The organism is Microcystis protocystis FBCC-A270 (assembly GCF_050500235.1).
Lineage (GTDB): Bacteria > Cyanobacteriota > Cyanobacteriia > Cyanobacteriales > Microcystaceae > Microcystis > Microcystis ichthyoblabe_A.
Map to the genome: position 1 here is coordinate 3,694,964 of NZ_CP191407.1, position 25,744 is coordinate 3,720,707.

At 42.9% G+C, this 25,744-nt stretch carries 17 protein-coding genes and 1 CRISPR repeat array; of the genes, 13 read left to right on the top strand and 4 right to left on the bottom strand.

Annotated elements, in window-relative coordinates:
- Positions 1–207 precede the first annotated feature (207 nt).
- The 4 genes from ACQY1X_RS18000 to ACQY1X_RS18015 all read left to right on the top strand — a co-directional run bounded on the left by ACQY1X_RS18000 (position 208) and on the right by ACQY1X_RS18015 (position 7,721).
- The gene (locus tag ACQY1X_RS18000) at positions 208–1,341 is read left to right on the top strand and encodes a glycosyltransferase (protein WP_002737899.1); all 1,134 of its coding nucleotides are present in this window, start codon (positions 208–210) and stop codon (positions 1,339–1,341) included.
- A 248-nt stretch (positions 1,342–1,589) separates the two neighbouring features.
- Positions 1,590–2,789 carry a proton extrusion protein PcxA gene (locus tag ACQY1X_RS18005; protein ID WP_002735644.1) on the top strand — a complete coding sequence of 400 codons (1,200 nt, stop codon included), beginning with the start codon at positions 1,590–1,592 and terminating at the stop codon, positions 2,787–2,789.
- Between the two features lie 6 nt (positions 2,790–2,795).
- The gene (locus tag ACQY1X_RS18010; protein WP_430014962.1) at positions 2,796–6,098 is read left to right on the top strand and encodes an efflux RND transporter permease subunit; all 3,303 of its coding nucleotides are present in this window, start codon (positions 2,796–2,798) and stop codon (positions 6,096–6,098) included.
- A gap of 57 nt (positions 6,099–6,155) precedes the next feature.
- Positions 6,156–7,721 (top strand): cation:proton antiporter, encoded by a 1,566-nt coding sequence (locus tag ACQY1X_RS18015; RefSeq protein ID WP_002751399.1) that lies wholly within the window; start codon positions 6,156–6,158, stop codon positions 7,719–7,721.
- A gap of 18 nt (positions 7,722–7,739) precedes the next feature.
- Here ACQY1X_RS18015 and ACQY1X_RS18020 read toward each other — a convergent pair whose 3' ends face one another.
- Complete coding sequence (locus ACQY1X_RS18020; RefSeq protein WP_002751401.1) at positions 7,740–8,489, bottom strand: amino acid ABC transporter ATP-binding protein; 750 nt, start codon at positions 8,487–8,489, stop codon at positions 7,740–7,742.
- Between the two features lie 12 nt (positions 8,490–8,501).
- Positions 8,502–8,957, bottom strand: a complete 456-nt coding sequence (locus tag ACQY1X_RS18025) for a DUF29 domain-containing protein (RefSeq protein WP_430013267.1) — start codon at positions 8,955–8,957, stop codon at positions 8,502–8,504.
- A gap of 205 nt (positions 8,958–9,162) precedes the next feature.
- Between ACQY1X_RS18025 and ACQY1X_RS18030 the strand changes: the two genes are divergently transcribed.
- The 4 genes from ACQY1X_RS18030 to ACQY1X_RS18045 all read left to right on the top strand — a co-directional run bounded on the left by ACQY1X_RS18030 (position 9,163) and on the right by ACQY1X_RS18045 (position 13,811).
- Complete coding sequence (locus ACQY1X_RS18030; RefSeq protein ID WP_430013268.1) at positions 9,163–10,302, top strand: type I restriction endonuclease; 1,140 nt, start codon at positions 9,163–9,165, stop codon at positions 10,300–10,302.
- A gap of 244 nt (positions 10,303–10,546) precedes the next feature.
- A complete protein-coding gene (locus tag ACQY1X_RS18035; RefSeq protein ID WP_430014963.1) occupies positions 10,547–11,728 on the top strand; it encodes an AAA family ATPase in 1,182 nt (393 codons plus the stop codon).
- On the top strand, positions 11,725–12,507 hold the full coding sequence (locus ACQY1X_RS18040) for a DUF3226 domain-containing protein (protein ID WP_430014964.1): 783 nt from the start codon (positions 11,725–11,727) through the stop codon (positions 12,505–12,507). The genes ACQY1X_RS18035 and ACQY1X_RS18040 overlap by 4 nt, the downstream gene beginning before the upstream one ends.
- Before the next feature lie 239 nt (positions 12,508–12,746).
- On the top strand, positions 12,747–13,811 hold the full coding sequence (locus tag ACQY1X_RS18045) for a sugar transferase (protein WP_430014965.1): 1,065 nt from the start codon (positions 12,747–12,749) through the stop codon (positions 13,809–13,811).
- 359 nt (positions 13,812–14,170) lie between these two features.
- Here ACQY1X_RS18045 and ACQY1X_RS18050 read toward each other — a convergent pair whose 3' ends face one another.
- Positions 14,171–15,004: a photosystem II manganese-stabilizing polypeptide gene (locus ACQY1X_RS18050; RefSeq protein WP_002773425.1), complete on the bottom strand. Its 834-nt coding sequence runs from the start codon at positions 15,002–15,004 to the stop codon at positions 14,171–14,173.
- 361 nt (positions 15,005–15,365) lie between these two features.
- On the opposite strand from ACQY1X_RS18050, the gene ACQY1X_RS18055 reads away from it, so the two are divergent.
- Both ACQY1X_RS18055 and ACQY1X_RS18060 read left to right on the top strand, forming a co-directional pair.
- Positions 15,366–15,710, top strand: a complete 345-nt coding sequence (locus ACQY1X_RS18055; RefSeq protein ID WP_430014966.1) for a hypothetical protein — start codon at positions 15,366–15,368, stop codon at positions 15,708–15,710.
- Between the two features lie 60 nt (positions 15,711–15,770).
- On the top strand, positions 15,771–17,204 hold the full coding sequence (locus tag ACQY1X_RS18060; RefSeq protein ID WP_430014967.1) for a phosphoglucomutase/phosphomannomutase family protein: 1,434 nt from the start codon (positions 15,771–15,773) through the stop codon (positions 17,202–17,204).
- Positions 17,205–17,248: 44 nt separating this feature from the next.
- Here the strand turns inward: ACQY1X_RS18060 and ACQY1X_RS18065 are convergent, their stop codons facing one another.
- Positions 17,249–18,268, bottom strand: coding sequence for a methyltransferase (locus ACQY1X_RS18065; protein WP_430014968.1), 1,020 nt, complete (start codon positions 18,266–18,268; stop codon positions 17,249–17,251).
- Between the two features lie 206 nt (positions 18,269–18,474).
- A CRISPR array of direct repeats spans positions 18,475–19,908; the repeat unit is 36 nt; unit sequence GTTTCCATTCAATTAATTTCTCTAGCGAGTAGAGAG.
- A gap of 320 nt (positions 19,909–20,228) precedes the next feature.
- Here ACQY1X_RS18065 and ACQY1X_RS18070 point away from each other — a divergent pair.
- The 3 genes from ACQY1X_RS18070 (at position 20,229) to ACQY1X_RS18080 (ending at position 25,741) form a co-directional block, all read left to right on the top strand.
- Positions 20,229–21,482 carry a helix-turn-helix transcriptional regulator gene (locus ACQY1X_RS18070; RefSeq protein WP_430014969.1) on the top strand — a complete coding sequence of 418 codons (1,254 nt, stop codon included), beginning with the start codon at positions 20,229–20,231 and terminating at the stop codon, positions 21,480–21,482.
- Positions 21,483–21,605: 123 nt separating this feature from the next.
- Positions 21,606–24,617 carry a type III-B CRISPR-associated protein Cas10/Cmr2 gene (gene cas10 / locus ACQY1X_RS18075; protein ID WP_430014970.1) on the top strand — a complete coding sequence of 1,004 codons (3,012 nt, stop codon included), beginning with the start codon at positions 21,606–21,608 and terminating at the stop codon, positions 24,615–24,617.
- On the top strand, positions 24,617–25,741 hold the full coding sequence (locus tag ACQY1X_RS18080) for a type III-B CRISPR module-associated Cmr3 family protein (protein WP_430014971.1): 1,125 nt from the start codon (positions 24,617–24,619) through the stop codon (positions 25,739–25,741). The genes cas10 and ACQY1X_RS18080 overlap by 1 nt, the downstream gene beginning before the upstream one ends.
- The last annotated feature ends 3 nt before the right edge of the window (positions 25,742–25,744 follow it).

The following is a 25,744-nucleotide window of genomic DNA, read 5'->3' on the forward strand; positions in this document are numbered from 1 at the left end:
CCCATTATGAACTCGATCATCTGATCTGGCTAGTAATTTTTACTAAACTTTGCAATTTTTCTTGAAAAATTTAACAATTTCTTCCTAGGGTTTTTTACCGTGATCGGATATGTGTCGGTAATTTTGGCGAAGAGAAAGCCGGAAAGTAAACTCTTAAACTGCTAATCCCTTACTGCTATAATTACGGCTGAGATTATTGATTATCCTATGAAGTACGCTCTGGTTCACGAGTGGTTAACCCCAAAAGCGACGGGGGGATCGGAATTAGTGGTTAGGGAGATTTTACAATGTCTAGAGGCGGATTTATACGCTTTGATCGATTTTGAGTCCACTAATCCCGATAGTTATCTCTATGGTCGCTCGATCGGGACAACTTTTCTGCAAAATTTCCCGAAAGCGAGAAATGGCGTACAAAAATACTTACCTTTTCTTCCCTTGGCGATCGAGCAGTTAAATTTAGAGGATTATGATGTGATTTTATCCTCCTCCCATTGTGTGGCTAAAGGGGTTTTAATACGACCGGATCAGGTTCACATTTGTTATTGTCACACTCCGATGCGTTATGCTTGGGATTTAACTTTTGACTATCTGGCTAATAGTAAGTTAGGACAGGGATTACCCGGTATTTTCACCCGTTATCTTTTGCATGGTTTGCGTCAGTGGGATGTGATTTCTGCTAATCGTGTGGACTATTTTCTGGCTAATTCCCACCACACCGCTAGACGAATTTGGCGCTGTTATCGACGGGAGGCAAAAGTTATTTATCCTCCCGTACAAATTGAGCGTTTTCCCTACCAAGAGAAAAAAGAAGATTTTTATTTAGTAGTCTCTCGTTTGGTTAGTTATAAAAAAGTCCCTTTAATTGTGGAAGCGTTTAATCAATTGGGATTACCCCTAGTGGTTATTGGAGATGGTCCCCAGATGGCTTTAATTCGACAGTTAGCGAGGGATAATATTCAGATTTTAGGGGCAGTATCCGATCAAATGGTAGCAGAATATATGTCGAAAGCAAAAGCGTTTATTTATGCTGCTTGTGAGGATTTTGGTATTGCTTTAGTGGAAGCGCAAGCTTGTGGTACTCCCGTGATTGCATTTGCTGCCGGAGGTGCTTTAGAAACCGTGCGAGATCTGCGGGAAAATTCTCCCCAGGGAACAGGATTACTTTTTGGGGAACAAAATCCCCAATCCTTGCAGGAAGCGGTTAAATATTTTGTTGATAACGGTGATAAAATTGATCCAGAAAATTGTCGGCAACAGGCTAATAGATTTACTCCAGAGGTTTTTAGAAATGCTTACAGTTTGTTTATAGAGGAACATTCAATATCTAAAAATTATTGCTAAGTTTAATTAGAGCAGTTATCCTAATGGTGAGCTAGGAGGTTTTCGTTTTAGGGAGTCAGTCATCGGTAGTCGATAACAAATTAGGTTACACTTTATTTTGATGAGAAACGTTGTATTTCACCAATGGTGAAGATGCAGCCAAGGCGCCTAAAATGTAATATCATGGATATTTCTCTAAAGTTGAGATCTAGCCAACGCTGATAGCTTACCGTGGTGCTTGTGATGACAAAAAAGCGAGGATTATAGCCGTGCCTTGGAATCGAGTTAATCAATGGGTAGAAAGACGCTCTTTAGTGGCCTTAGAATCAGCTTATCAGAGAGCGCTGAAAATTAAAGCGATCGAAGATCAACATTTTGGGGGACAAAAAATTTCCCCAGCTGCCGTGGGAGGAAAAAGTGTTTATGATTACTTTCAAAGTACCCTAGAGCGAGAATTGTTCCAGATACGTCTCGATTTAACTCAAGTGCGTCTGGGTAATTTTCTTAACCCGCAAACTAACCCAGAAAATAATAACATCCTAGAGACTTTAAAGGTGATCGAGGATATTATCGGTAAATATCGCCTAGATTTAGGGGAATTGCTGCCCCCATTACCGAATAATCAAACCCCAAATCTGCCCAATACCAATCTCACCAGTGATAAACCCAGGGATAAAGATAACCAGATAATTTCTCCTGCAACCAGTAATAAATTTTTTAACTTCCAGCAAGAATTAACCCCCGAATACGAACAAACTGTCATCAAACAACTCCGTACCCTGCGACAACAGCAGCGCATCGCTATCCGTTTTATCCTGATTATTATTTTAGTTCCTCTCTCGGTGCAGGTTATTAGTAGAAACTTTATTTTTAGCCCTGTCTTAAACTATTTTGGTGTGGATAGAGCGAAAATATCAGAAGTTTATATTTCTCAGGAAATTGGCGAAAAATATCTCAGGGAATTTGCTAGACTTCAAGAAATTGAAGAAATCAAGCACGTTTTAGGAGTAGCAAAAGTAGGACATGAATCAGAAGAAACCTTTCGGGAACAGGTCGAGGAATTATTTAAAGAAGCGGGTTATGAAAGTCAAGATGGTTGGAAAAACTTACTCTCCGATATTACTGGATTAATAGCCTTTATTGCCATCTTAATTTTTGGTCGTCAACAATTGGCAATTACGCGAGCTTATGTTAGTCGTTATTTTCTCAGCTTAAATGATATCACCAAAGCCTTTATCTTTATCCTCTTTACCGATATATTTGTCGGGTTTCACTCAGCGGAAGGTTGGACGGTAATCTTAGAAACTTTGTTCCGGCACTTTGGTTGGCGCGAGAATATTACATTTATCAGCTTGTTTGTGGCCACTGTTCCCGTTATCCTAGATACCATCTTTAAACTATTAATATTTAATTATCTGACTCGTAAATCTCCCACTGCCGCAACTATCCTAGAAAAAATGAACCAGTAACGCCCTATGATCCTCAGTATTGCCGATACTTTCATTAAAAGACCCGTTCTGACCACAGTTTGCTCGATTTTAATCGTTTTGATCGGGGCGATCGCTGTTCCCTTTTTACCCCTAGAAAAACTGCCCCAGTTGGCATTTATTCAGGTAGCGGTAAATGCCAACTATTTGGGAACCGATGCCAAAACCGTACAGGATAACGTTACCACGGTACTCGATCGCCAGATTAACGGGACAGAACAGATTGTTTATATGCAGTCCCAGAGTACCAACACCGGACAAAGTACGGTGAATGTCTTTTTCCCGGTGGAAATGGATCGTAACATTGCCCAAGTCTTGGTACAAAACCGTGTCAGTACCGCCGCCGCCAGTTTACCGGAAGAAGTGAACCGGCAGGGGGTGACCACCAATACCCAATCCCCCAGCGTTACCCTTGCCTACGGGATTTCCGCCAAACCGGACGAAAAGGGCAATTATCCCTACGATACAGTCTTTTTAAGTAACTTTGTCGATCGGGTTATCGATGCCGAGATTCGCCGGATCGAGGGAGTTGGTAGTACAACCATCATCGGGGAGAGGGAATACGCCCTACGTTTTTGGCTTAATCCCGATGCTTTAGCCGCTAGGGGTGTATCGGCGGAACAAGTAGTACAGGCGATCAGAGAACAGAATATTCAGGTGGGTGCGGGGACAATTGGCGGTGATCCCAGTCCCGAAGATCAGCAATTCCAGATCGCCATTCGCGCCGTTGGTAGGGTGGCCACCGGGGAGGAAGCGGAAAATATTGTCGTCAAAGTCGGGGAAAATGGCGATTTAATCCGAATTAAAGACGTAGGACGGGCAGAAATCGGAGCCGAAAACTACAGTACCGCCGCCTATTTCGACAAATCCCCCGCCGTAGTCTATATCGTCTATCAGTTGCCCGGTTCCAACGCTTGGAATACCGCCAAACTGGTGAAAGAAAAAATGGCAGAACTAGAACCGAGTTTCCCCCCGGGGTTAAATATCGCCATTACCCTCGATAATACCGCCTTTGTCGCCGCCTCCCTCGAAGAAGCCCTTGGCACTCTGGTGGAGGCGATTTTACTGGTTATTCTCGTCATTTTTATCTTTCTTCAGGATTGGCGCACCACGATCATTCCAGCGATCGCTATTCCCGTATCTTTGATCGGAACCATGGCCGTCGCCCTAGCTTTAGGCTATTCTCTCAATAACCTCTCCTTGTTTGCCGTCATTCTAGCCACCGGGTTAGTGGTGGACGACGGGATCGTGGTTGTAGAAGCGGTATCGGAAAAATTACGACAGGGAATGCGGCCATTTCAAGCTGCCCTCGATGCCATGGGTGAGTTAACCTCGGCGGTAATTGCTAGTTCTCTTGTACTATTTGCGGTTTTTATTCCCGTCACCTTCTTCCCCGGTACGGTGGGGATCGTTTATCGACAATTTGCCGTCATCATCTCCGCTTCAATTCTGATCTCCACCTTTAACGCCCTCAGTTTTTCCCCCACCATGTCGGCGATTATCATGAAACCGCCCCAAGGCACCCGCGGACCCTTGGGACTGTTTTTCGAGGGCTTTAATCGGGGTTTCAACGCAGTTAAAGAAGGTTATCGACGCTCGATCGAATTTCTGATCCGAGTTCGCTTTCTGGTTTTACCCTTCTTTATCGCCGCCCTCTTTCTCACAGCTTGGAGTTACAACACCACTCCCCAGGGTTTTATCCCCGAAGAAGACCAAGGTTATGCCTTCGTTTTGGTGCAAGCACCCCCCGGGGTTTCCCTGCGCTACACCGACCGGGTGATCCGTGAGATTAACGAAGAAATTCTCGACGGTATCGAAGAAATCGAACACTTTGTCGGTATGGCGGGCTTTAGTTTTGCCGGAAGTGGCAGCAACCAAGGGCTATTTTTTGTCAAGTTAAAAGAATGGTCGGAACGGACCGGGGAAGATAAGTCAGTTTTCGGCATTCTTAGGAAAATTAACCGAGAATTAGCCACTAAAGTCCGAGATGCTCGCGCTTTCGCCGTTAATGCGCCCCCCGTGGATGGATTAAGTTCTACCGGCGGTTTCGAGTTATTTATCCAAAACCGCGCTTCTTTCCCCATGGACGCTTTGATTGCCAACGCTAATAATGTCATGGCCGAAGCCCGAAAAAGACCGGAATTATCGGGAATTTTCACCCAATTTACCACCGACACGCCGATGCTGGAACTTTCCATCAATCGCAACCAGCTACAGGCCCAAAACGTCGATATGCAGTCCGTTTTCGGTACCCTGCAAACCTATCTCGGTTCCAACTTCGTCAACCAATTCGTCTTAGGCGATCGCTTGTATCGAGTCTTTGCCCAAGCAGAAGCGGATTATCGCTCTAATCCCGAAGATATTAACCGTCTTTACGTCCGTTCCCGTACCGGGGCCAATATTCCCCTATCGGGTTTAGTTAGCGTCAAACGCTTCACCTATCCACCGATTATCACTAACTTTAACCTCTATCCCTCAATTAACGTTCAGGGTAGTCCCGCCCCCGGTTTTAGTACGGGACAGGCGATCGCAGTGATGGAAGATGTTTGCCGGAAAGTCCTGCAGCCCGGTTTCGGTTACGCTTGGACGGGTACAGCTTTCCAAGAAAAAACTTCCGCCGGGGCTGCCCCAGTTATCTTCGGATTAGCCTTTATCGTGGTTTTCCTCGTACTCGCAGCCCAGTACGAAAGCTATATCGACCCGATTATCATCATGATTACCGTTCCCCTAGCGATCCTAGGTGCCATGGGGGCCTTACTGTTGCGGGCGAATTTCCTACAAGTGGGTAGTCTGTTCCCGGCGGTGAATAATAATATCTATGCTCAGGTGGCTTTGGTCATGTTGATCGGTTTAGCGGCTAAAAATGCCATCTTGATCGTGGAATTCGCTAACCAGTCCCGTACTTTGGGTTTAAGTATTCCCGATGCGGCAGCCCGGGCCTCGACGGAACGCTTAAGACCAATTCTGATGACGGCTATTTCCGGTTTAGTCGGTTTCTTGCCCTTGGTTATCGCTTCCGGCGCCGGAGCGATGAGTCGTTGGTCCCTGGGAACTGCAATCCTAGGCGGTTATCTGATTTCCACGGTGTTGAGTTTATTTCTTGTCCCGGTTTTGTATGTGCTGATCAAACAGTTCGAGGCCCGATTCCTCTCCTCGAAACCCCCCAAAGGCGGCGATTCTGGCAATAGTAAAACTCCCTCTCTCGGTGGCGAAAGAAATACATCAGAAACCCCCATAGAAGAAGAGGCCATTTCCTCTTTGAAAATCTCTCCTCAGTCCCCGAATGACTAGGGTGTTAGGAGACTTTTTCAGTGATAACTGATAACTGATAACTGATAACTGAAAATAATGAGTCTAGAATCCACTGCTAACGAGGCGATCGCTCATAATTTAGAGCAATTCCTGCTGGTTTTGACCATTTCCTTGAGTGTCGCCACTTTATCGAGAACCGTTGCCTTCCTCCGCAAAATTCCCTACACCCTGCTGTTAGTTATTGTCGGTATGGGTTTAGCTTTTTTAGATTTGCGTTTGGTCAATCTTTCCCCGGAATTAATTCTGGAAATTTTTCTGCCTCCCCTGTTATTTGAAGCCGCTTGGAATATTCCTTGGGCTAAATTAAAGGAATATTGGGTTACTATCGTCCTTTTTGCCGTTATCGGGGTGATTATCTCCGTTTTGGGAGTCGCCTATCCCCTACATATCTTTGCTAATTTACCCCTATCGATCGCTTTTCTGTTGGGTGCTGCCCTAGCTGCCACCGATCCCGTCTCTGTAATTGCCCTATTTAAAGAATTGGGGGCCAGTAAAAAACTGACGATCCTGATGGAAGGGGAAAGTCTCTTTAATGATGGGGTCGCTGTGGTCGCTTTCGTCCTCTTGGTGGGGATTCCCTTGGGAGTCGATACCTTTTCCGTCCCCGTGACGATCGCTCGTTTCTGCACCTTTGTGGGGATTGGCATCGGTGTGGGTTGCGTGATCGGTTTCGGCATTTCCTACCTTACCCAACGCTTCGATCTGCCTTTTGTGGAACAGTCTCTGACTCTAGTTTCTGCCTATGGAACCTATCTCGTCACGGAAAAATTAGGCGGATCCGGTGTGATTGGGGTGGTAATTGTCGGGATTATTCTCGGTAATCTCGGTTCGCGCATTGGTATGAGTCCGCGCACGCGCCTGGTAGTTAGCGAATTTTGGGAATTTATCGCCTTTTTTGTCAATTCCATCATCTTTTTACTGATCGGTGATCAAACCCGTTTTGAGAGTCTTGGTAGTCACTTAAGCGGGATTTTAATAGCGATCGCTGCTATGGTGGTTTCCCGTCTGTTCTCAATTTTTGGACTAGGGGGAATTAGTAACCTAATTACGGGTAATAGGATCAGTTTCAAGGAAAGAACGGTGTTATGGTGGGGAGGATTGCGCGGTTCGGTTTCGATCGCCCTAGCGTTAAGTGTTCCCACGTCTATCCCCTACCGTCAAGAAATTATTGACGTGGTTTTTGGGGTGGTTTTATTTACTTTATTGGTGCAAGGATTATCTATACAATGGCTGTTAAATGCCCTCAATCTTATTGGTGATCAACCGATTCGCACCGAATATTCGGCCCTAATTGCTCGTCAAATTGCTTTAACTAGGGTGTCTAATTATCTGCAACAACCAGAACGTTTTCCCGATATCGATCCCGAATTTTATCGCGACAAAAAAACTCTGGTGGAAGGACAATTAAAGTCCTTGCGGGATCAGTTGCAAAAATTACTACAGGAACATCCACAATTAAAAGATGTGGTGGCCGAACAATTTCAAGATACTTTACTCGATATCGAAGCTAATACCTACGCAGAACTAATTCGAGCCGGTCGTTTAAATGAAAATCTCGTTCCCCTTTTAGTGGAGGTAGAAGAAGAAAAAGAGATGGTTTAATGATCAAGTCATGGAAAATCAAAGAATTTTTGCTAAAAATTGCTGAGTTCGATCGGATTGGGGATGATTAAAAAATTCTGCTGGGGGGGCAATTTCCAAAATTAAACCCTGATCCATAAATACCACTCGATCGGCCACTTCTCGCGCGAATCCTACCTCGTGGGTGACACAAACCATGGTCATCCCCGATTTGGCTAAACTTTGCATCGTTTCCAAGACTTCTCGCACCATTTCCGGATCTAAAGCTGAGGTGGGTTCATCGAATAACATCACCTTCGGCTGCATAGCTAAAGCGCGAACGATTGCCACCCGCTGCTGTTGTCCTCCCGATAACTGAGGGGGATATTTAAGTGCTTGTTCGAGAATACCAACTTTTTCGAGGAGTTTTCTCGCTATTTCCTCCGCTTTGGCTTTTTTCCAACCGCGCACCCACATGGGTCCGAGGGTGACATTATCTAATACCGTCAGATGGGGAAAAAGGTTAAATTGTTGAAAAACCATGCCAACTTCCTGACGGATTACCTCGATATTTTTCAGGTTGTGGGACACAGTTATTCCGTCAATAATAATGCGACCTTTTTGATAGGATTCCAAACCGTTAAAAGTGCGAATAAAGGTGGATTTTCCTGAACCGGACGGCCCCATAATCACGACAACTTCCTGTTTATTAACGGTGAGATTCACTCCCCGTAAAGCATGAAAGCGGTTATCATACCATTTTTCCACCGCTTCGGCAATTATAATCGGTTCACTGTTGTGAGATTCCATATTTTTGAGAGTTTATTGATTATCTGTATCGGGAAACCACTGTTTCTCAAGAATTTGTCTCAGAGAGTAGGGACAAATTATCGGTAAATTTTTTAATCCTGTCTTTTTTTCTGCAATTAAGCGAGCGTTTTCATAGATATTTTCTAACTCTAGTTCTAGTTCTAGAAATTTACTTAAATTGGTGGTGAGCTTATATTCTAATTGTACTCGAAAAGTGATAATCTCTGCCGCCCAATGATTACTATTTTTTTCTCTTTCTGTTGTCCAAAATTGATAGAGTAACAGATGGATTATTATTTGTAAACTTAAACTTTTAACAGCAGTTTTTTCGCTTCGTCTCAAAGCTGCCAACTCCTCGATTAAATGTTCGTAATCTACCCGATCGAACTGACGATTTTTTAATAACTCGATCGTCTCGCTTAACCAGCGATCATACTCCCGTTCATAAAGCTGTTCTAAAGCAAGCATTGTCTTTGATCAAATGGGGACATTATTAAAAATAACCCATTCCTAGAAATGATAGCACAAAATATCCAGATGGCACGGGATTAGTGTGAATATTCTTGAATTAATGATGATGACCGTCAAAAATGCTTGACCATGAGGTAAAAAAAAGGTTAAATTATGGTTAGGCTGAGAAGATAACTCACACATCCTAGATAATGAGGCTATCATGGAAATCGATAAACTCAAAGAAATTGCTCAAAAAGTTGAAACCTCTCGTTCTCAAATCCAAAACGAACAGGCAACCAAAACAGCTTTTATTATGCCTTTTTTGCAAGCATGGGGTTACGATGTATTCAATCCCATGGAAGTTCACCCCGAATATAGTGCCGATTTAACTGGATTAAAAGGGGAAAAAGTAGATTATGCTATTTGTTTGGACAATCAACCGATTATTTTGATGGAATGTAAAAGCTGTCATCAAAATCTTGAGCATCCTAAACATAGTTCCCAACTGCATCGATATTTTATCGCAACTGGAGCTAACTTTGGAGTTTTAACTAATGGGATTATCTATCGGTTTTATACGGATACCGTCAAGGATAATATCATGGACGATAAGCCATTTTTTGAGTTTAACATCCTCGACTTTGACGAATCTTCTGTTAACGAATTAAAACGATTTTCTAAATCTAGTACTAGCACATCTGACTTCAATTCTGGCAAAATAAAAGAGGCTGCTCGCAATTTATTGTACACCAAAGAAGTTAAAAAAGTGATTGCCCAGCAATTAAATGATCCTTCCCCCGAATTTGTTAAGTTTTTTGTTAGTCATGTGTATTCTGGGGTGAGAACTGCATCGGTTGTCGAAAAATTCACAGAAATTATTAAGCGTTCTCTCAAAGAGTATATCAATGATATCATCAAAGAAAAATTTGAGGAAGTTTTAGGAAAAGAACCTGAAACAAATCCTCCTGATACATCAGCAGCAGAAGATACTCCACCAGAAGAAACAGGGGAAGATAAAATTAATACGACCCCCGAAGAATTGGAAGGATTTTACATTATTAAATCAATTCTACGGGAAGAAATCAATACCGCACGCATTCAATTCAAAGACACTAGAAGTTATTTTGGTATCAACTTAGATGGAAAAGTAACCAAAACAGTCTGTCGTCTGCGCTTCCATGAAAAAACTGGCAAGAAATCAATCAGTATTCCCGATAATGTCGAAACTGGTAAAGAAGCAACCACGAATATAAACAATCTTGATGAAATTTATGGAGTCGCTGAATTTCTGAAATCTCGTATCCGCTATCTGACTCAAGATATTTATAAAAGCAAGTCAGAAAAAACGGAAAGTATCTAAAATAATTAGCCCCTATCTCTTTAACGACCGATAGGGGTTTTTAATGATATAATTTTTAGTAATCGCTGATTATGGTTGTAAAATTTTATCTAGGTATAGGAAGTTACGGTTAAGTAAGTGGTCATGAAAAGGAGACGGGAAACAGGAGATAGGAAAAAGCTGATAACTAGAAGTTCATTAAAACTTCAATACATTTGAGTAGATGACTTAGTTTTTTGTCACCCTTTTCAGCTAAACTAACTTTATGACTAAAAGCCTAGAAAACATTACCATTCACCAGTTTAGAGGACTGCGAGAGCTTGAGCTAAAGAATCTCGGACAGATTAACCTGCTTGTGGGAATTAATAATTCGGGAAAAACCAGCGTTCTCGAAGCGTTATCTATTTACTGTCATCCCTTAGATCTAAAAGTTTGGCTAAATACTGCTAGACAAAGAGAACAAGAGTACAGAGTTTCTCGGACTCCTTATCTAGATTCCCTACAGTGGTTATTTACCCACGATGCAATGATTGAGCAAGAAAAACTTAATCACGGGGTTATATCAATCACAGGAAATGGCTCCTTTAAAGTTCAGAAAATCGAGGCAATTTATGAAGAACTCGAAGGAATTATTTTAATTGACAATCCCGAAGACAAGCTTCATATTAATCAGATAATTAGCGAAGAAAATGAAGATTTAATCGATAATAATGAAGATTTATGGGAAACAAGAAAAGGTATTAACTTATCGATAATAGTATTTCTTGCTGAAGAACAATTAAGTTTAATTAATTATCCCCAAAATCCCCTGAAAGAAAACTATCAACTTTGGGAAAATAGCGCTCTCTCTAGACTATCGGGAAAAAAAGAACCTAGCTTACTAACTTCTCTGGTTAGTCCCGCTTCTCATCGTTCTGATATTGGTCAATTTCGATTACTTTCAGAAGTGAGATTTGCCAATTTTAAAACAGATGTTATCGATTTACTGCGTCAAATGGACAGTAATATTTCTGATTTAGAAATTCTCTTACCTCCTCATTCTTTATCTTCCAGATTTAACATTTATATTCAACACGAAAAATTGGGACTTGTACCCGTTAGTACCTTTGGTGACGGGGTGCGTCGCTTACTTCATATTGCCCTCAAACTTGCCAGTGTTAAAGGTGGAATTTTATTCATTGATGAATTAGAATCAGCTATTCATACAGAGGCACTGCAAAGTTCTTTTAATTGGTTAGTTAAATGGTGTCAAAAAATGAATGTACAACTGTTTGCTACTACCCACAGTCTAGAAGCTGTTGATGCTCTGTTAGAAGTTACTGAACGAGAATCAGATTTGGTGCTTTATCGTCTCGAACCAAAGGAAAATTATACTAGAGTAGTTAGACATGATTGGACTCGATTAAAAAGTTTACGAGAAGACTTAGGACAGGAGGTTCGTTGGTGAGTCGAGAACATATATTGATTGGAGTGGAAGGTAATCATGATCAAGCTTTTCTGGTGAAAGTTATGTGTAAACTTCTGGGGTTTTCTAAATGTGAAGAACTCTCAAATCTAGAACCAATTTGGAAAAAATTTATTCCGAAATATCCTCCTCCTAAAACTGGAAAACTTTACATCAGACTCGATATGCCATCTATTCTTTATACTGAGACTTTATCCGTGGCAATTTATGCCGGGGGTGGCAGTGAATTAATTAAAAATTTAACCAATAAACTTGCCGATATGGATTATAACAATGAATTATCAGCTTTTGCCGTTATTGCCGATGCGGATAAAGATAACCCGGCAGAAGTTGCTCGCAAATATCATCAGGGTTTTCGGGAATATTTTCCCGACTTTCCCAGGGTAGTAGCTGCCACGGGAACTATTCAAGAAAATAGACCAAGAGTCGGATTATATATACTGCCTAATAATGTTGATCAAGGTGTCTTAGATACCCTACTTTGTGATTGTGGAAAAATCGCCTATCCTGAATATATGAACAGAGCAAAATCATATATTCAACAATTTTCCGAGGAAGAAATTAGTCAAATTGGCTGGAAACCTTTTGATAAAGAAAAAGCCACTATTGCCGCAGTTGCTAGTATTCTTAAACCGGGAAAAACCAACACCGCAACTATTTCTGATGATCGGTGGATTAGCGAGCAAACTTTAATGCAAATACCATCACTAGAAAATCTCTTAACTTTTCTAAAACAACTCCTCAAAATGGAGTCAATATAATTATATTGATCTGCTGAAAACTTGGAGAGTTACCAACTAGGAAGTTACGGTTAACAAGTGGTCATGAAAAGGAGACAGGATATCCGAGCATTATAATAAAAGTTTTCTCTCAAGTTAAGTTCAAAAAATTCTAGCTGGGAGTTATCGAAGTGTGATTAAGCTTGACACAGTCAAATTAAGGTGTTACCATATTGGGCATGATTTATGCAGATGTTAAAATTTTTGTTTTGCGGTAGTCTATGAATTTAACAAATTTACCAATGTCTCTTGATGAGGTGACTTTACCTAGTTCTTTGCCGCCAGTTATTTTAACAGTTTTTACTCGTCCCGATCTACTCAAGGAAGTTTTAAAGGGTTTAACCCAACAGACTCTATCTCCTCCTCAGGTCATTGCCTATGTGGATGGAGCAAGAAGTGAACTTGATCTACCCCTGATTGATCAAACAATTGCTTTACTGCAAGAGTTCTCTAGTAAAATTCCAGTAGATATAAGGTTAAGACCACAAAATTTGGGCTGTGATCAAAATGTCATTTTGTCCTTTACAGAAATACTGTCCACTTATGAATCTATTGTTTACTTGGAAGATGATGACTTTCCCAATCCATATTTTTATGATAGTATGTGCCGTCTGCTAGAGGCATACCGTGAACATAAAAAAATCTTTTCGATTAGCGGATATGCAACCTTTCCAGAGCAAGCATATCCTCTGCTCGAAGAGGATTTTGCTCTCTCTCGTAGAGTTTTTTCTTGGGGATTCGGTATCTGGGCCGATCGCTGGAATGATATCGCTCTCATCAATCAGCCTAAACAATATAATCCTTTTGGAAAATTCTATAATATACCCGCCACCGTGCAAACAAAAATGACTATAATAAACCAGTTCTGGCTAGAGAGAAATGGTCAAACTGACTGGGTTATTACTCTTACTCTTGCATCTTTGTATCAAGATCGGGTTCATCTTATTCCTAAAACTTCTTTGATCTATAATATTGGTTTCGGACACCCAGAATCTAAAACCTATAAAGGGAAAGAAGCATCATGGGTAAACTCTGCCTATAGTTCCTCATTCTGCCCCAATAGCTTACCTAGCACCCTTGAGTTAATTGACCTTTTAAAAAATGAGATTAGTGGCATAGAATTGGCGCATTACCTGTATCGCAAGGGTGTTTATATTGATTTAGAAGCACTATTTTACTACCTAAAAAAATATCGTGATCTTCAAAGTCGCCTAGAATTTGTGAAGCTATTTATGGCTCACTCCCCCTTTAGTTTCAAAAAAACTCGCCGTCGCCTGGGTTTATAGTTTAGTAGATACTCAATAAAAAATATGAATAGCTCTAGAAAATTTCTGATTTGTCAAGGTTCCTCTGACATATTGAAAAAGTAAAAGCGAAAATTAGAGGTGTTGCCAAATAGTTTGTACGAGCAATTAACCAGAACTAACCTTAATGATGTCTATGTCATGGCAAACCTGGGGAGTTACCAACTAATGCTTAATTCTCTCAATATAACTTTTACCTGTTGCATAAGTGCCTCTCCTCTATAAGTAGCCTATACTCAACGGATTTAGTATTAATTGTGTCAAAGCTTAGAAAAAAGCGAACTTCTCCAGGGAGAAATTCGCCTTAATTTCCAGAAATTCTGAACTTAGCCAAAAATTAATTAGGCACGAGCTTCGAGACGACCGTAGAAAATGCCGCGAATTTTCACTTCTTCAGCATCTTTTGCGCCTAAATCGGTGTCGGAAGGCTGTTCACTTTCAAAAACACCAGCAAACTCGCCAGTAGAAGCGTCAACTTTAGTCACCTGTAAAGACATAGTACCTTTACCCAGTTCCGTCGCTTTGACGTTAGCACGCTGGAAATCTTGACTATCAGCACTAGCGGGTAAAGCGACAGCATTATCATAACCCGTCACCACACCCCGACCTTTGGGATCTAAGAAACCAGCGCCACGATAGGAGGGAACTTTAAAGTCGCCTTCAAAATCCGTGGAACTGTTGATAGAGCTAAATCCAGCTTCGGTTTTGCCAGTGAAACCTTTAATGGTAAAGAAGAGGGGAACTCTTTCACCTCCGGGTAATTGTACGGTAATGGGTTGGAAATCGATACCGTCTTCTTCCTTGAGGGTTAAAACACCGTCTTCGCCTACGGTTAAGGTCGCTGTCATCTGTTCTAAACTGGTGGTATCTCTGGTTAAGAGTTTACCCTGGATAAAAGTGGCCGCTTCCCGCTTATTAATGGGTTCACCCTTGACAAAATATTCTTGGGGTTCCAAGCACAAATCTGTCACTACATAACTTTCGCCGCTTTCTAAGGGGAGAGTCCCCCGGGTAAACTCGGAAATCTGCGGACATTTGTTAGCTAATCCAGTGTTTAAAATTTCATCATAGGTTAGCTCGTTTCTATTCAGGACGGCACTAGGCGCGTCGCTACAAGCTGTCAACACCCCTAAGCACAAGGCTAAAAAGGCAACTAACAAGGCACGAAATCTCATCTATGTCAACCTCTCTTTGTCAATCTTTACAATTACTACCCTTGATCCATAGCCTGATGAATTATCGAATCGGTTGCGCCAATTCACCGAAACTCAGTTTATCAAAGATCAGTGACCATTGAGAAGATGGGAGACAGGGAGAGGAGAGACAGAAGGCAATAGGCAATAGGCAATAGGCAATAGGCAATAGGCAATAGGCAATAGGCAATAGGCAATAGGCAATAGGCAATAGGCAGCTTTGTTCTCCCCACTTCCCCACACCCCACTTCCCCACACCCTCTTTCAAGTCAGGAGGCTCTAAGTAACTGATAGCTGATGACTGATATGATTGGTGTGACTGTTTTCAGATGCAGAAATTCCGATGAATAGCCGATTACCTGGAGATAATAGCCAATTAGATAGCCAACTACATTCCCTTGTAACGACAGTGACAGCGATCGCCGAAGAACAGCAGGGAGATTGTAACGGTTTGTTAAGGTTGCTGCGAACTTTAGAAAATTTACATCGGCAAATTCGCGAGCAGATGTTCGAGCCATCTTTACCCAATACGCGTAAGGATTTATACGGATTACTCCGGGATATCGGGGAAACCGGGGGATGGCCCTATATAGAACGGATGAAGTTACAAATGTTAATGGAAAAATTATTAATCAGTGAAGCCGGTGCGCTCGATCCGGCGGCAAAAACCGATGATCGAGAAAAATGAGTGTCCAGAGAGTACGGAGCGGGTTACAGTATTGAAAAAATGGATATTTAGGGGTAAATCATGACCACCGTGAACCCGATTAAATTTGGAACCGATGGCTGGCGCGGGATTATCGCCGCCGATTTTACTTTCGATCGAGTTGCTCTGCTCGCTCCCTTGGCGGCTCAGGTTTTAGCCGATAATTATGGTCAGATCACGGGTTCGCGGACGATAATCGTCGGCTATGATCGGCGGTTTATGGCGGAGGATTTTGCTCAAACTGCGGCGGAATCGCTGCAAAAAGCAGGTTTTGATGTGCTTCTCTCCCAATCCTACGCTCCCACTCCCGCTTTTAGTTGGGCAGCTCGATCAGAAAATGCTCTCGGTGCGATCGTATTAACCGCCAGTCATAACCCGGCTAAATATCTCGGTTTGAAGGTTAAAGGTTATTTTGGTGGTTCTGTCTCGCCGGAAATTACCCAACAAATTGAAGCTTTATTGTCTAATCCGCCACAATTTAAGGCCAATGCAGGTAAATTAAGCACTTTTGAACCCTGGTCAGGTTATTGTCAGGGTTTACGCCAAAAAGTTAATATTGCCGCTATTGCCGAGGCGATCGAATCGGGACAACTAAAAGTTTATTCCGATGTCATGCACGGTGCGGCGGCTACCGGTTTAGAGCGTCTTTTGGGGGTGGGGATCACGGAATTACGCGGCAATCGCGATCCTTTGTTCGGTGGCGGCTCTCCGGAACCTTTACCGAGAAATTTGACGGAAATCATCGATAAACTGGCTCACAGCGCAAATTTAGCCCCTTTGCGAGTAGGTTTGGTCTTCGATGGGGATAGCGATCGAGTGGCGGCGATCGATGGTCGGGGGAATTTTTTAAGCACCCAAAATCTCATCCCGATTTTAATCGAGCATTTAGCCGGCAAAAAGGGAATGAGAGGGGAAATTGTCAAAACGGTGAGCGGTTCCGATTTAATCCCCAAATTAGCCAGTTTATACGGTTTATCGGTCTTTGAAACCCCGATCGGTTATAAGTATATCGCCGATCGAATGTTGACCACTCCTGTGTTAATTGGTGGGGAAGAGTCGGGAGGTGTCGGTTATGGTACTCACATTCCCGAACGGGATGCTTTATTATCAGCTTTATACGTTTTGGAAGCGGTGGTAGAATCGGGCCAAGATTTAAGCGATCTTTACGCGCAATTACAGGATAAAACTGGTTTTTATTCTCAGTATGATCGCATTGATTTACCCCTAGCTAATATGGAAGCTCGCGATCAGTTAATTACTGCTTTGGATCAGGAACCCTTAAGGGAAATTGCCGGTAAACAAGTGACTGATTGTAATCCTATAGACGGTTATAAATTCCGTTTAGAAGATGGCAGTTGGTTGTTAATTCGCTTTAGTGGCACAGAACCGGTTTTGCGTCTCTACTGTGAATCTTCAACCCTCGATCGAGTTCATGAAATTCTCGCCTGGGCAAAATCTTGGGCTACTTATATCTAAACAATAGAAAAAGGGTTTTTTGAAGAAACCCGTTTTCTATTCTATTATTTTTTAACGCATTCAATAATGCAAATATCCTCTTGAGTTGGAATAATTCGATTTAATTTTAATCCCGCTTGACTCAACAATTCCTCAAATTCTTCTGCGGTTCTTTCCTTACCTCCCGGACACATAACTAACATATTTAGGTCTAACATTTTAGCGGCCGAAGGATTATTACCCGAAGGAACAACCATTTCCAAGACTAAAACTTTCCCATCGCTATCTAAAGCTTGACAACAGTTTTTCAAAATAGCAATCGCTCGTTGATCATCCCAATCATGAATAATATGTTTTAATAAATAGCCATCTCCTCCCGACGGTACGGATTCAAAAAAACTACCCCCAACGGTTTGACAACGATGGAGAATCCCGTGTTTTTCTAAAGTCGGTTGACAATGGGAAATTACATATTCTTCATCAAAAAGAATCCCTTTGAGGTGGGGATATTGCTCTAAGATTGTCCCCAACATCTCACCGTATCCCCCACCTACATCTACTAGGGTTTGAAATTCCGAGAAATCATACACAGCTAAAATAGCCTTCTCCTCCGAAAAAGAAAAACTATTCATCGACTGTTCAAAAATCTCTGCATCTAGCGGATGAGTTTGAAAATATTCAAAGACTCCCATCCCAAAGACATCATCAAAGGATGGTTGTCCCGTTTTAATACTATGTAACACATTTCCCCAGGCTTGATAATGGGGGGCTTCTCCTAACATAATTGCTGTCGCTTTTACTGACCGGGGATGGTCACTAGATAAATGTTCGGCTAAGGGAGTTAGTATAAACTGTTGAGATTCAGTTTCTTGAAAAATTCCCACACTAGCTAATGCTCTCATCAGTCGGTATAAAGCAGCAGGATTAGTCTCAGTTAGGGAGGCCAAATCTTGACAGGATTTCGCTCCTTTGCTTAAATGCTCGGCTAGACTTAATTTAGCCGCAGCATAGATGGCCTGAGATAGCCAATAACCCGAAACCATTTGGGTTAATTGAAGATGAAGAGGGAGTTCAGGTAAGGACATAAGCAACTTTTACGCGAATAAAATTAAACATTACCATATAGAATAAGCTGCCCGCGCATTTAAATTGCCTATTGAAATGAGGCACTTTTGCAAGGGTCAAGACCCACCTAACTCCCCCAACTTCGGGGGGTTGAGGGAGATTCAGCTAATTTCTAAACGCGAGTAGAGAGTATGGCTTATCGATGCACTCGAATCAATCCCTATACGTTTCCATTCAATTAATTTCTCTAGCGAGTAGAGAGTCGCAAGGCGGAGATGGCTGAATATGTGGCTAATTTGTTTCCATTCAATTAATTTCTCTAGCGAGTAGAGAGATGCGACCTACATATATCCAATTGCCGGCTTGATAAAGTTTCCATTCAATTAATTTCTCTAGCGAGTAGAGAGGATATCTAATAAGAACGGGGAGGTACCTCTCACTACCGTTTCCATTCAATTAATTTCTCTAGCGAGTAGAGAGTTTACAAATGGAGAAAGTACTGTTACGCGTAATTGAGGTTTCCATTCAATTAATTTCTCTAGCGAGTAGAGAGTAGCATTAAGGCGCTTAAGGGTTTTCTTCCCATCGGGTACGTTTCCATTCAATTAATTTCTCTAGCGAGTAGAGAGTACCACCAACACTAGCACTGCCATGAAAAGCATTATCGAGATGGTTTCCATTCAATTAATTTCTCTAGCGAGTAGAGAGTCGATCAAGGGCGCCTAAACTATCGCGGCAAGGGGCGGTTTCCATTCAATTAATTTCTCTAGCGAGTAGAGAGTTAACCCGTTCGAACGCAACCAAACAGGTCACCTTCGTTTCCATTCAATTAATTTCTCTAGCGAGTAGAGAGGTCACATTAACCTTGATGGTCATCGTTGGTATGTCGTGTTTCCATTCAATTAATTTCTCTAGCGAGTAGAGAGTCTAACCCCTCTAACCCCTCCAAAAAATACGTATTTGTTTCCATTCAATTAATTTCTCTAGCGAGTAGAGAGCCTATCAGGAGCGCGGACGCAAAATGCAGACCGCCAAGTTTCCATTCAATTAATTTCTCTAGCGAGTAGAGAGGTCATACCAACGATCACTTAGATTGGGGTCGGTGTAGTTTCCATTCAATTAATTTCTCTAGCGAGTAGAGAGTTAATGACGCCCCTATTCTTATCAGCCTATTGGCTGGTTTCCATTCAATTAATTTCTCTAGCGAGTAGAGAGAATCTCTAATTAGATACAGGTTCATATATCCTCTTTGTTTCCATTCAATTAATTTCTCTAGCGAGTAGAGAGTTATCACCAGCACTTGTATTTCAGAGGAAGAGGCCCACGCTCTCGTTTCCATTCAATTAATTTCTCTAGCGAGTAGAGAGAAATAAGTAGGGGGCCGCTGGCCCCTTTTTCCTCGTAGTGTTTCCATTCAATTAATTTCTCTAGCGAGTAGAGAGGATACCGCTCTATAGTAGCGCCTGGGTCTAGCCCGAGTTTCCATTCAATTAATTTCTCTAGCGAGTAGAGAGTTACCTACAGATTTAGGAGATGAGTGGGACAGCTCGTGGTTTCCATTCAATTAATTTCTCTAGCGAGTAGAGAGACATGATTTACAAGCATTTGCCCCGCGAGTATGACTGTTTCCATTCAATTAATTTCTCTAGCGAGTAGAGAGAGCCGGTAGGCAAACGTCCGAACAGGATTGGGGTTCGGAAGCCAGTTGCGACGGATAAGTTAATTATAGCTAGATACGGTCGCACAGTCAACCCCATAAACCACAAAACCCTTATCCCGTGGTAGATCGAGGGATTTTACCGGAAACCGAGGTTATCTGCTCCCACCCCTATCCGTCGCTAGTCGATGATACCCTAAAAAGCCAATAATTTAACCCCTCGATCGAGCGGCTAATTTTTCCAGTCCTGATCGGATTTTCTAGCCCTCGGAGTGAGGTAAATTTATATCGGCTTTCCCCTTGACTGAACCGATTGCATCTGTATGACTCAGCACCCCAAATCCCCTAGGGAAAGAACACTGCGTGAACGAGATAGTCGCGAGTTCCAGCGACTTATGCTCCTGATCGCCACCCTCGTCCGACACCCCGGAGTCGGTTATCAAACCCTCGATCCCTCGGAAAATTACCATTCGGGGAAAGATCACAACGCATTAACAGAAGTACAGGAACGGGTGAGAGAACTCGCCGCCACCCTCGCCCTCGGTTGGCCCGCGGAATATCCCTCCATTGCCACCCTGAGAAAAGACATAACGACCCTACGGGATTACAAAATTCTCGATCGCCACATCTATCGCTGGGGGTATTATCTCGGCACCGGCGTTATGAGTCCCGACGAACTTAAAATCGCCTTTGATGCACTCCGCTCCCGGGCCCTCTATCAGGGTGATCCGAGAATCCGTCAGGTCTATCACCAACTCGATCGCCGTCTTCAAGGGTTTACACTCGGCTCCCGGGCTGACTTTCTCTATCCCGTCTGGGAACAACTCGATCGCTCGATCAACTATACCGATCCCGAAGAGATGATGGAACGGGGAAAATATCGCCAAACTTTATACGAGAAAATCGACACCCTAGAACAGGCCATTGTCCGGGGAGAGGTAATCGAGATCGCCCGACCGATCGATCCCTATCAAAAGAAATTTACCGGGCCCTTCCCGATCTATCCCCTCCAGTTAATTTACCGTGACATTGGTTGGTATCTCCTCTACGAAACCTATCCCGATGGCTGTCTGGCCATCGGCCGCCTCAATCGTTTCGCCGGTCATTGTCGAATCCTCCCAGAACCCTCTCGCTCCCTCGAAGAACAGCGCCACAGCCTCAATAATGCCCACAAACTGATTAAAAATGGCTGGGGCTTGAATTTGGGGGATTTAGCAGCGCAAAAATTGGAATTAGCGGCACAATTAACCCTAATTACCGTTAAAGTTCGCTTTTTTCATCCTGTGAGTTACTTTATCTGGGAGGGAGAAGCACGTCACCCCCGGCAGCAGTTGACAAATCCCCAGATCGACCCGCAGACGAAAATCCTTAACTCGATCGATTACCACATCGCTCTCCCGTCCCGTTCCCTGGAAGAATTTCTCTGGTGGGTACAGCGCTATCTCGAACAGGCCCAGATTCTCTCTCCCCCAGAAATGGCCGAAAAACACCGGCGATCGGCGCAAATGTTGGTCGATCGATATTCTCCCCAAAAAGACGATAATCATAGTAAAAAATTCATACCACCAGAAACTTAGACAGGATAAGCTTTTGAAGCTTTTTAGAAAAAATCTTCAAAATATCGTGTTATCTCTAGCGGTTTCTAGTGCATATTGAATATAGTGGGAACATCGGTCAGCAACAAGTTGAGACAGACGTTTATGGCTCTAGGATACTGGCAAGCGAAAATCTGGGGACTACTACACGATCCCGTCTTCAAAGCCCTACATAGCAACTCAGGACGCGGTGATAACAGCTTCTGGAGAGATTTAGAAGTAATGAAGTTGTGGGGAAAACATAACCCCGAAGAATCGACTAAAAAAATTCTCAAACAAATCAAACTAGCTGACTATATCACCTCAGCCAGCGATCGATCGGCGATCGGTAGTTTAACCCAATTCGTTAACTACGATCGAGAAACAGGTCTAGAATTGCGTCACCTCCTCTCCGGAGAACCCTTAGATCTCAAATTAGCCGACACAACCCATAAGAAAATCGCTTCTAACCGCACAGATTACTTAAAAGAACAGGAAAAACGGCTATTTAACCAAATTCCCGACAGATTACGCACAGGAATCTCAGAAAACGAAGCTAAAGAACTATTTTGGTGGTTATGGCGCTGTCTTCCCCAAGCAGCGACGAAATTACTCGATGACGAAAATCTGCTTTTAATGCCCGCCGAAACCAGAATACCGGACGGATCGATCTGGAGTCATGCCAGTTTAACGGCGGCCATCGCCGGGTCCCTAGCGGGATATGATCTCACGTCCGAGGATGTGGTCAATAAATGGCCGACAGGAAAACAATTATCCCACGCTTATCTCGTTAGTTTCACCTTTTCCCCTGTGCAAGAACTAATCAAAGCCAGCCGCAAAATGCGCGATTTTTGGGCAGGTTCTTGGATTCTGCACTATCTATCTGCTCAAGTCTGCTGGCAACTGGCCCAACAATACGGCCCCGATAGTTTGATCTATCCCTCTCTCTACGCACAACCCTTAATCGATCGATGGTTACTAGAGAAATATCCCGATTTTAAACCCTGGATCGACCCACCGAGCGATCGACAATTACTAACCGCCGGATTTCCCAACATTATTATCCTCGTCTTGCCCAAAGATAAGGTGGCAGCGGCCATGCAAACCGCTAAATCTAGTTTATTAAAAGAATGGAAAGAAATTAGTCGGCAAGTTTTCGAGGAATTGGGAGAACGTCACTGGATGCCCAAATTAAAAGAAAATAGTCGTACCTGGGACAGTTGGTTAAATGCCCAATGGCAAACCTATTATGTGGGAGTCCCCATCGGTAGAGAAGACCAACTCCTCACCAGTAGCGAAATTTACCAAGAAAACGAAAATATCGACGAAAATCAAGCCGAAGACCCAGAAAAAGCGCAAAGCTGGCGAGACAAACAAAACGAACTTTATAATCTCTACGATAAAAAAGCTCTATTCTTAGAAAAAGAGCGGGAATTTCTGCAAAAAGCTGGAAAACTACGCCTTGAGAAATGGAAAAAACATCCCTTTAGTTCTAATGTTGGTTCTTGGTGGAGTAGTGCTTTCGATCAAAACCGTTCCGCCCTTGCTGCCGTCAAAAATGCCCGCGATTGGCAGATTCCCACCGCTTTCGGCACCCGTTCCACCATTTCTGGACTTGGCCCCGTCGTCCATCCCGATAGTAACAACGATTGGATTAGCGAAAAAGCAAGCAAAGAATATTGGCAACGAAATGCCGGATTATTCGATGGGATCGAACAACTCAACGCCACCGAAACCGTTAAACGCGGATTACACCTAATCCTGCCAAAACTCTTAAAAAATAGCGACCAAGAGCGTCTAGATGCCGCTTATCCCGATTTAACCGTGGGAGTCGCCGGTTATCTCAAAACAGGCGGTGATCTCGACCATTTTCATCACGCTTGTCGCACCATCTCGCGTAGGTTAAGAGAAGACGGGAAAAAGATTCCCCCGGCACTTACCCAACCCTGGGGAATCCCCTACATTGACGATCACATCGAACCAGAATATAAACGTTATCACCCTCGATTTCTCAATGCGGGATGGTTAGTAGAAGAACTAGAGATTACCGATGAAGAAATGGCTAATTATCGCCATCAATTAAGCCAATTAATTGACCAAAACTATCCCCACAATAACCCGGCTGATTGGTATGTTATCGCCGCAGGAGATGGTGACGGAATGGGGGAATGGTTAAAAGGCCAAAAAATGAAACCCTATCGAGAATATATCCCTAAGTCACTTCATCAATACGCCGATCATCCCCCGACCGAAACCGATACCCTAGAAAAAGAAGTACAAAAAGCTTTTGGCGATTTTGTCACCCTCAATAAACGCATGGGACCATCTACCCATAGCGCCCTCAGTCGCGCCCTTTTAGACTTCTCTAATCAACTCGTTCCCTACCTCACCGAACAACGCTATGCAGGACGCTTAATCTATGGTGGCGGTGATGATGTTCTCGCCTATACTAATCTCTGGGAATGGGATAAATGGTTATGGGATATCCAGCAATGTTTTAAGGGAGAAAAAGACCCCCATGGGGAATTTAATAACGCCGGTGACTATTGGCAATGGGAAGGCAAAAAACCTCCCGAAAATCTCTCCAAACGTCCCCTATTTACCATGGGAAAGCGGGCGACTATCAGTTTCGGTATTGTCATCGCTCATCATTCCGTACCCCTTGCTATCGCCCTAGAAAATCTCTGGGAAGCCGAGAAAAAAGCCAAGGAACACGCCTATAAAGACTTTGACGGCAAAAAAGTCAAAAAAGACGCTGTACAAGTGCGCGTTCTCTACGGCAACGGAAACATCCTAAAATCTACGGCTAAGTTTGATGTTTTTTATCAATGGCAAAAACTCTTAGAATTGAATTTAGATGCCAGTATCTTTGAACAAGCTGCGACAATTTGGGAACAACATCCCGCACCGATGATAGAAGCGATTTTTCCCTGGACAAAAGCCTTCTGTAGCCGTCGGGAGAACTTATCAGAAAAACAAACAGAGCAGATTCAAAAAGAACTTGCCAACTTTCTAGATAGCCTTTGGCAAACTACAGAAAACACACCAGAAGTTCTCAATAAAACTATCAACAATTGGCTTAAACTAGCGGCTTTTATGACTCGAAAAAGAGAGATTAAGATCGGAGGTTCCATTTAATGTATTGGTACACAATCACTCCCCTAGATGTTCTTCTCCTACGCGATGCCAAACCCTTTAGTCCCGGAGAAAGAGCCTGGGCCGGAAGTACATTTCCCCCCAACGGTCACACGATCGCCGGTGCTTTAAGTGCTTTACTAGATCGCTCTAAAAATAGTTATTTTAAAATCACCGGTCCATTCCTATCTTTTGCTGGAGATACTTTATATCTACCCCGTCCTTTAGGATTCGCCAATTCTGACCCATTAATTCCTGTTTCTTGGAGTGATAATTTAACGATTTCAGAAAACCATATATTTTGGGATCGATCGAAACCTGCCCCCTTAGCTAAGGCTAAACCTAACAAAAATTGCCAAAATCGAGAAAATCAAGAGGAAGAAGAGAACGAAAGTAAATATCGTCAGTATCTACCTTTTGAAGTTATTCTCGATTATTTAAAAACAGGAGCGATCGATCCCTCTCAGTGGTTAGTCAAGCACGAAGGAGAAGATAAACCCTGGCGAGAAGAAATTCGTTCCCATAACGCCATAAAACCGGGAAGTAAACAGGTAAAAGATGCCGATGGATACTTTGTCGAAAAAGCGATCCGAATGCTACCCGGTTGGAGTATAGCGATCGGAATTGATGTTAATATTCCCACTCCCACAACTTTGCGGTTAGGAGGAGAAGGACACCGAGTTATACTGGAAAAATGCGATAATTTAGGTCAACAATGGCAAGAGTTAAAACAAAAATCCGAGGAGAACTTTAAACAAAGAAAAAAAGCGATCGCCTATCTCGTTACCCCCGGTATTTTTGAACGCCGTCACGATAATAATCAAGCCATTTGTCGCTCTTGGCCCTGGGAATGGAAACTCGCCCATACTGTTAATAGTAATCAGAAACCGGGCAATCTAGTCAGTGTCGCAACCGATCGAGCTATTCCGATCAGTTGCCGCATTCAATCAAAAGAAAATACTAGCATTCCCGCCCCCCAAGTCTTCGCCGCCCCCGCCGGTAGTCAATACTATTTAAATCAACCCGATCGCCTATTTCAAGATCAGCCCGATAGTCCCGAATATCACCAACGCTGGCGCAAATTAGGCTACTCAGAATTACTTTGGATCAACTATAAAGGAGAATAATTA

Excerpts from the sequence above, each read along its gene's own strand:
- ACQY1X_RS18020 (WP_002751401.1), bottom strand. The coding sequence starts at position 8,489 with ATGGAATCTCACAACAGTGAACCGATTATAATTGCCGAAGCGGTGGAA.
- ACQY1X_RS18035 (WP_430014963.1), top strand. The coding sequence starts at position 10,547 with ATGACTAAAAGCCTAGAAAACATTACCATTCACCAGTTTAGAGGACTG.
- ACQY1X_RS18025 (WP_430013267.1), bottom strand. The coding sequence starts at position 8,957 with ATGCTTGCTTTAGAACAGCTTTATGAACGGGAGTATGATCGCTGGTTA.
- ACQY1X_RS18030 (WP_430013268.1), top strand. The coding sequence starts at position 9,163 with ATGGAAATCGATAAACTCAAAGAAATTGCTCAAAAAGTTGAAACCTCT.
- cas10 (WP_430014970.1), top strand. The coding sequence starts at position 21,606 with ATGGCTCTAGGATACTGGCAAGCGAAAATCTGGGGACTACTACACGAT.
- ACQY1X_RS18015 (WP_002751399.1), top strand. The coding sequence starts at position 6,156 with ATGAGTCTAGAATCCACTGCTAACGAGGCGATCGCTCATAATTTAGAG.
- ACQY1X_RS18060 (WP_430014967.1), top strand. The coding sequence starts at position 15,771 with ATGACCACCGTGAACCCGATTAAATTTGGAACCGATGGCTGGCGCGGG.
- ACQY1X_RS18055 (WP_430014966.1), top strand. The coding sequence starts at position 15,366 with ATGAATAGCCGATTACCTGGAGATAATAGCCAATTAGATAGCCAACTA.
- ACQY1X_RS18070 (WP_430014969.1), top strand. The coding sequence starts at position 20,229 with ATGACTCAGCACCCCAAATCCCCTAGGGAAAGAACACTGCGTGAACGA.
- ACQY1X_RS18050 (WP_002773425.1), bottom strand. The coding sequence starts at position 15,004 with ATGAGATTTCGTGCCTTGTTAGTTGCCTTTTTAGCCTTGTGCTTAGGG.
- ACQY1X_RS18065 (WP_430014968.1), bottom strand. The coding sequence starts at position 18,268 with ATGTCCTTACCTGAACTCCCTCTTCATCTTCAATTAACCCAAATGGTT.
- ACQY1X_RS18010 (WP_430014962.1), top strand. The coding sequence starts at position 2,796 with ATGATCCTCAGTATTGCCGATACTTTCATTAAAAGACCCGTTCTGACC.
- ACQY1X_RS18045 (WP_430014965.1), top strand. The coding sequence starts at position 12,747 with ATGAATTTAACAAATTTACCAATGTCTCTTGATGAGGTGACTTTACCT.
- ACQY1X_RS18000 (WP_002737899.1), top strand. The coding sequence starts at position 208 with ATGAAGTACGCTCTGGTTCACGAGTGGTTAACCCCAAAAGCGACGGGG.
- ACQY1X_RS18080 (WP_430014971.1), top strand. The coding sequence starts at position 24,617 with ATGTATTGGTACACAATCACTCCCCTAGATGTTCTTCTCCTACGCGAT.